Origin of the sequence: Leucobacter sp. wl10 (genome assembly GCF_003569785.1) — a bacterium.
GTDB lineage: Bacteria > Actinomycetota > Actinomycetes > Actinomycetales > Microbacteriaceae > Leucobacter.
The window spans coordinates 60,345-66,538 of sequence record NZ_KZ984003.1; the positions used below are offsets into that span (position 1 = coordinate 60,345).

Genomic DNA, 6,194 nt, shown 5'->3' on the forward strand with positions numbered 1-6,194 from the left:
GGTGCGCGTGCACCTGAGAGTCGACCCCGGATGACCGGGGCTTTCGCGCTTGTCACAGGAGGCCGCTCATGCCCACCTATCACGACCCACTCCAGGATGCTGCCGAAGCATCCGACGCGCTGCGCGGGCTCGCGCACGCCAGCCGCGTCTTCGACAACCCCGCCGACACCTACAGCGTGCTCGGTGACCTCCTCTCGGGCGTCCGATCGCTGCGCCAAGTGCTCGACCAGGTCGGCTCCGCGCATCTCACTCATCGCGACCGCGCTCACGACGATGACGGTGACCACGTGATCGGTGCCGCCGAAGCCCTCGCCGCGGCAGACGACCTGCACCACGCCGGAACACTCCTGGACGGTGTCGAGGAGCGCGTCAATGCCGCAATGACCCATTCGGGACGCGTCGCCTGGCACGCCCCGGCCCAGGAGATCGACGGGGAGGCAGTGTCCACGGACGCGCCGCGGCGCTGGATCAGCGTCGTCTTCCTCCAAGGCGCCGAGGCCGACGAGGTGCTCGACCTGATCGACCGGGACGGCGCCGATGCGGCCGTCGAGCACCTGCGCGGCTGGGACTACGGGGACGAGACCACCGACGCGGCCCTGGAGAACGGGTACGTCTACGACGAACCACCCACCGGGCAGCTCGACCGGGTGATCACGGATGGTGACTACACCCTCACGTACAACCCGTTCATGGGCCACGTCAGCCTCCTGCGTGCACACCCTGCCGCGATGTCCGACCCGGGCCTGGATGAGACCGGCGTGGTGCCCGCGCGTGAAGCGATCAGCGGCGTCGGCCCGCTCGATTCGAGCACGCCAAGGTCCTCGGTGACACCGGCGTCCGCGCGGGCGCAGCAGGGGCCGGCGGTTGTGGACCGGGATTGGTTCGCCGGGCCGGCCCGCTCCGCACGGTCGGCTGGGCGGGGGCTGTCGCTGTGAGCGCGCGAGAGAACGAGCGGCTGCACGCATCGGTCCTGGTGGCCCCGGCCGCTGAGCGTCGCCGGCTGCGCAAGCGACGCCGGCGGGCTGCCGCAGCGCTGCGGGCCGAGCAGCACCGTACCGAGCAGGCTGCCGCGCGAGCGAAGGCCGATGCGGAACGCACTGAGCGACGCGCGACCACGTACCTGCCTGCCGCCGGTGAGCCCGGCCCGGCGGCGCTGCGCACACCCGGCAGGTTCCGGCTCCCGCGCCATCAGGACACGTCCGCGACGTTGGCGGGGGCGTACCCGTTCGTCGCCGAAGGCGGCCTCGGCGCCGACGGCGTGTTCGTCGGCCAAGACCTCTACTCCGGCGGCTCGTTCGTCTATGACCCCTGGGTCCTCTACGCCCGCGGGATCATCACCGCCCCCAACGTCGTCCTCGCCGGCATCGTGGGCTCCGGCAAGTCCTCGCTGGCGAAATCGCTCTACACGCGGTCGCTGCCGTTCGGACGGCGCGTCTACGTCCCCGGCGACCCGAAGGGCGAGCACACCGCCGTCGCCAACGCGGTCGGCGGACGGGCAATCGTCCTCGGCCACGGCCTGAACACACGCCTCAACCCCCTCGATGAAGGCCACCGGCCCACCGGACTGTCGGACCGGGAGTGGGCCATCACGGTCGCCTCCCGCCGCCGCGACCTCATCGGCGCTCTGGTCGAGACCGTCCTGGCCCGCGGGTTGACGCCGTTGGAGCACACCGCGATCGACCTCGCTCTCACCGCAGTCGTCGCAGAAAACACCGTGCCGATCCTGCCGATGGTCGTCGACCGCATCCTCACCCCGGACGAGGCCGCCGACGGCAGATTGGCCGAGGACGGACGGCTCGTGGGCCATGCCCTGCGCCGCCTGGTCGCCGGTGACCTCGCCGGCCTGTTCGACGGCCCCAGCACGGTCCGGTTCGACCCCAGCCTGCCGATGATCAGCCTCGACCTGTCCCGCGTCACCGAGAACAGCACATTGATCTCGGTGTTGATGACGTGCTCGTCGGCGTGGATGGAGTCCGCGCTGCTGGACCCGAACGGTGGGCAGCGGTGGGTGATCTACGACGAAGCGTGGCGGCTGATGTCCCACCCCGCCTTGTTGAAGCGGATGGACGCGCACTGGCGTCTCGCGCGGCATTACGGGATCGCGAACATGCTGATCTTCCACAAACTCTCCGACCTGGACAACGTCGGCGACGCCGGCTCCGCCATGCGATCCCTCGCCAACAGCCTCCTCGCGAACGCCGAGACTCGGATCGTCTACCGGCAAGAATCCGACCAGCTCGGCCCCACCGCCCAGGCTCTTGGCCTGACCGGCACCGAGCAGAAGCTCCTCCCGGGCCTGGGTGTCGGGCAGGGGCTGTGGCGGATCAAAGACCGGGCCTTCGTCACCCAGCACCAGCTCCATCCCGCCGAGCTGACACTGTTCGACACCAGCTCGCGGCTCACCTCGGAACCCCGTAAGTTCACGATTCCTGAAGTCGGTTGATGCAGGAACTCACGGCATGAGGGCCTGGTTCAGGGTATCTGGGGCCGTGAGTTCCGTGGCTTGTAGGGGGGTGATGGTTGTGTCGATGCGGACGGCAGGATCGGCGGGCTGTGCAAGACCGTGATCGGCGTGGGGCTCAGATACGTCAGCGCCTGCTGTATAGTCATCTCATGCTGACTATTGCTTCGCGGTTGGATGTGATGAACCGGCTGGGCCGGGCGATGGCCGACCCGACCCGGTCGCGGATTCTGATGACACTGCTGGACGGGCCGAGCTATCCGGCGGTGCTGTCGCGGAGTCTGGAACTGACCCGATCGAACGTGTCGAACCATCTGGCGTGTCTGCGGGACTGTGGGATCGTGGTGGCCGAGCCGGAGGGCCGCCAGACGCGTTACGAGATCGCCGACCCGCACCTGGCCGCCGCGCTGGATGCGCTGGTGGAGGTCACGCTGGCTGTGGACGAGAACGCGCCGTGCATCGACCCGGCGTGCTCGGTCGTCGGCTGCTGCGAGCCGGGAGCGATCGCGTGAGCACGATGACTGGCTCCCAGGTCGCGCAGCTCGACGATGACGACGATGACGACCGGCCGTGGTGGCGGAGTCCGAGCGTCCTGATCCCGATCGGCTCCGGTGTCGCGTTCGCCGCGGGGCTGGTGTGCGAGTGGACCGGCGCGGATCTCGCCGCCCTCGTGCTGTTCTGGATCGGCCTGCTGCTGGGCGCGTCCACGTTCGTGCCGGGTGCGCTGCGGAAGCTGTTCACGCGGGGCAAGCTCGGCATCGGGCTGCTGATGACGATCAGCGCGGTGGGCGCGGTGATTCTCGGCTATGTCGAGGAGGCCGCGGCGCTGGCGTTCCTGTACTCCATCGCGGAGGCGCTGGAGGACAAGGCGATGGACCGCGCCCGCGCGGGCCTGCGGGCGCTGCTGAAGCTGGTGCCCGAGACGGCGCTGGTCAAGCGAGGTGACGCCACGGCCGAGGTCGAGGCGAAGGAGCTGCGCGTCGGCGACCTGCTGGTGATTCGACCTGGCGAGCGGATCGCCACCGACGGGATCGTGCGGGTCGGGCGCAGCAGCCTGGACACGTCCGCGATCACCGGCGAGTCGATCCCGGTCGAGGTCGAGCCCGGCGACGCGGTATCGGCCGGGTCGATCAACACCTCCGGCGTGCTCGAGGTCGAGGCCACCGCGGACGGCACCGACAACTCCCTGACCACGATCGTGGAGCTGGTGGAGCAGGCCCAGGCCGAGAAGGGCGACCGCGCCCGCCTGGCCGACCGGATCGCTCGCCCCCTCGTGCCGGGCGTGATGATCCTCGCCGTGCTCGTGGCCCTGCTCGGGTCGCTGCTGACCGGCGATGTCGAACTGTGGATCACCCGCGCGCTGGTTGTGCTGGTCGCGGCGTCGCCGTGTGCGCTGGCGATCGCCGTTCCCGTGACCGTGGTCTCCGCGATCGGGGCGGCTTCCAAGTTCGGCGTCGTGGTGAAGTCCGGCGCCGCGTTCGAGCGGTTCGGCGGCATCCGGCACTTGGCCGTCGACAAGACCGGGACGCTGACCCGCAACGAGCCCACTGTGAGCCGCGTCGTCACCACCGACGTGGCCGAGGACGAGGTGCTCGCATGGGCGGCGAGCCTGGAGGCGCACAGCACGCACCCGCTGGCCGCCGCGATCACCAACGCCGTCCGGCAACCTCCGACCGCGCAGGAGGTCACGGAGACGGCAGGGCACGGCATCACCGGGACGCTGGGCGGTGCCCGGCTCGCCGTGGGAAGCCCCCGCTGGCTCGACGCCGGAACGCTGGCCGGCGAGGTCGAGGCGATGGAATCTGAGGGAATGACCGTCGTCATTGTCCACCGCGAGGGCGTGCCGGTGGGCGCCGTCGGGGTCCGGGACGAGTTGCGCCCCGAAGTCCCGGAGGTGATCGCGACGCTCCTCAAGCGAGGAGTGGGAGTGACGATGCTCACCGGCGACAACGCCCGCACCGCCGCCGCCCTGGCCGCACAAGCCGGCATCACCGATGTCCGCGCCGAGCTGCGCCCCGAGGACAAGGCCACCGCCGTCGCCGCGCTGTCGAAGTCCCAGCCCACCGCCATGATCGGCGATGGCATCAACGACGCCCCCGCGCTGGCCGCCGCCGACCTGGGAATCGCGATGGGAGCCAAGGGAGCCGACGCGGCGATCGAATCCGCCGACGTCGCGTTCACCGGCCACGACCTGCGCCTCATCCCGCAGGCCCTCGCCCACGCACGCCGCGGCCGCAGCATCATCAACCAGAACGTGGTGCTCTCCATCCTCATCATCGCCGCCTTGCTGCCACTGGCGATCCTCGGAGTGCTTGGCCTGGCCGCCGTCGTCCTCGTCCACGAGATCGCCGAAGTCGTGGTCATCCTCAACGGTCTGCGGGCAGCCCGACGGCGGAAGGCATGAGTCGCCCTTTCGACCGCGGGATCGCCCCAGCGGCAACGAGTGCGACGGACACGGAGGCGACGATTCCCCGCCGCGCCGCGCCGCGACGGGCCGCGTCCGGCCGCGCTGGTTCCTGCTCGCCTGCGCCCGCCGCGCCGGTCGATCAGGGCACCAAGACCATCGCGCAACTCAGCGAGCACGAGCGCTTCTCGCCGGTGGGCAACGTGCTCGGCCTGCAACTCGCGTTCAACCCCGGCACCGTCATGTCCCTCGGCACCAACGCGACCTGGATGCTCGTCGGGGGCGGCGCGATCGGGAACCTTCTCGACCGGCTCCTCGCCAGCTCGCCGCGCTCAACGTCGGCTCCTAGACCAGCACCCTCGCGCGCTGGCTCTCCCACGCTTGCGCGGCGACCTGCACCGCGTCCCACGGTGAGCCCAGCGGCGGCGTGTAGGAGAGGTCAAGGTCGGCGAACTGCTCGATAGTCAGCCCGGCGTAGAGGGCGGTGGCGAAGGTGTCGACGCGCTTGGCGACCTCGGTGCCGCGCCTGCCGACGAGTTGCGCGCCGAGCAGTCTCCCGTCGCCGGTGTCGCCGGTGATGCGGAAGTGGATCGGGTGCGCGCCGGGGTAGTAGCGCTTGTGGTCGTCCGCCGCAGAGCTCACCGTCGCGGGCGCGTACCCGGCGGCGATCGCCTCGTGGTCACGCAGGCCGGTGCGGGCAGCGATGAGGTCGAAGACCTTCACGACCTGGGTGCCGACCGAGCCGGCGAAGGCCCGGTCACCGCCGAGGGCGTTCTCCCCGGCGATGCGGCCCTGCTTGTGGCTCGTCGTGCCCAGCGGCAAGTAGGTCACCCCGAGCAGGCGGTGATGGGTGATGATGCCGTCCCCGGCGGCCCAGACGTGCGGGAGGCCGGTGCGCATGTGCTCGTCGACCACGACCCCGCGGCCCGCGCCGAGGCTCGCGCCGGCCTGCTCGAGCAGCTCGGTGTTCGGCCGCACCCCGACGACGACCAGCACGAGGTCCGCGGTCTGCGTGAACGGCTGCCCGTCGCGGGTGCCCGTGACGGTGAGCCCGGCTGGGGTCTTCTCGATCCCGGTCACGGTCGAGCCGGTGACCACCTCGACGCCGTGGGTCGTGAGTTCCTCGTGGACGAAGGCGCCGAGCTCGGGGTCGAGGGTGGAGAGCACTTCGGGGCCGCGCTGGAGCTGGACGACGGTCATGCCGCGGGCGATGAACGCCTCGGCCATCTCCAGGCCGACGTAGCCGGCGCCGACGATGATCGCCGACTGCGGCTGCCGGGCGGTGAGGTCGTGATCGAGGGCGAAGGTGTCGCCCATCGAGTGGATGAC

The 6,194-nt window shown here is 70.7% G+C and carries 5 protein-coding genes; 4 read left to right on the forward strand and 1 reads right to left on the reverse strand.

The window, feature by feature from the left end:
- Positions 1-68: 68 nt before the first annotated feature.
- The 4 genes from D1J51_RS13885 (at position 69) to D1J51_RS13900 (ending at position 4,865) form a co-directional block, all read left to right on the forward strand.
- Complete coding sequence (locus tag D1J51_RS13885; protein WP_119076139.1) at positions 69-935, forward strand: hypothetical protein; 867 nt, start codon at positions 69-71, stop codon at positions 933-935.
- On the forward strand, positions 932-2,443 hold the full coding sequence (locus D1J51_RS13890; protein ID WP_119076151.1) for an ATP-binding protein: 1,512 nt from the start codon (positions 932-934) through the stop codon (positions 2,441-2,443). Before D1J51_RS13885 ends, D1J51_RS13890 begins: the two co-directional genes overlap by 4 nt.
- A gap of 170 nt (positions 2,444-2,613) precedes the next feature.
- The gene (locus D1J51_RS13895; protein ID WP_100345896.1) at positions 2,614-2,973 is read left to right on the forward strand and encodes a Cd(II)/Pb(II)-sensing metalloregulatory transcriptional regulator CmtR; all 360 of its coding nucleotides are present in this window, start codon (positions 2,614-2,616) and stop codon (positions 2,971-2,973) included.
- Positions 2,974-2,978: 5 nt separating this feature from the next.
- A complete protein-coding gene (locus D1J51_RS13900) occupies positions 2,979-4,865 on the forward strand; it encodes a heavy metal translocating P-type ATPase (RefSeq protein WP_100345895.1) in 1,887 nt (628 codons plus the stop codon).
- A gap of 345 nt (positions 4,866-5,210) precedes the next feature.
- Here D1J51_RS13900 and D1J51_RS13905 read toward each other — a convergent pair.
- Positions 5,211-6,194: FAD-dependent oxidoreductase (locus D1J51_RS13905; RefSeq protein WP_119076153.1), on the reverse strand; the 984-nt coding region annotated here is incomplete at its 5' end.

Coding starts and splice junctions, on each gene's coding strand:
- D1J51_RS13895 (WP_100345896.1), top strand. CDS start 2,614: ATGCTGACTATTGCTTCGCGGTTGGATGTGATGAACCGGCTGGGCCGG.
- D1J51_RS13885 (WP_119076139.1), top strand. CDS start 69: ATGCCCACCTATCACGACCCACTCCAGGATGCTGCCGAAGCATCCGAC.
- D1J51_RS13900 (WP_100345895.1), top strand. CDS start 2,979: ATGACTGGCTCCCAGGTCGCGCAGCTCGACGATGACGACGATGACGAC.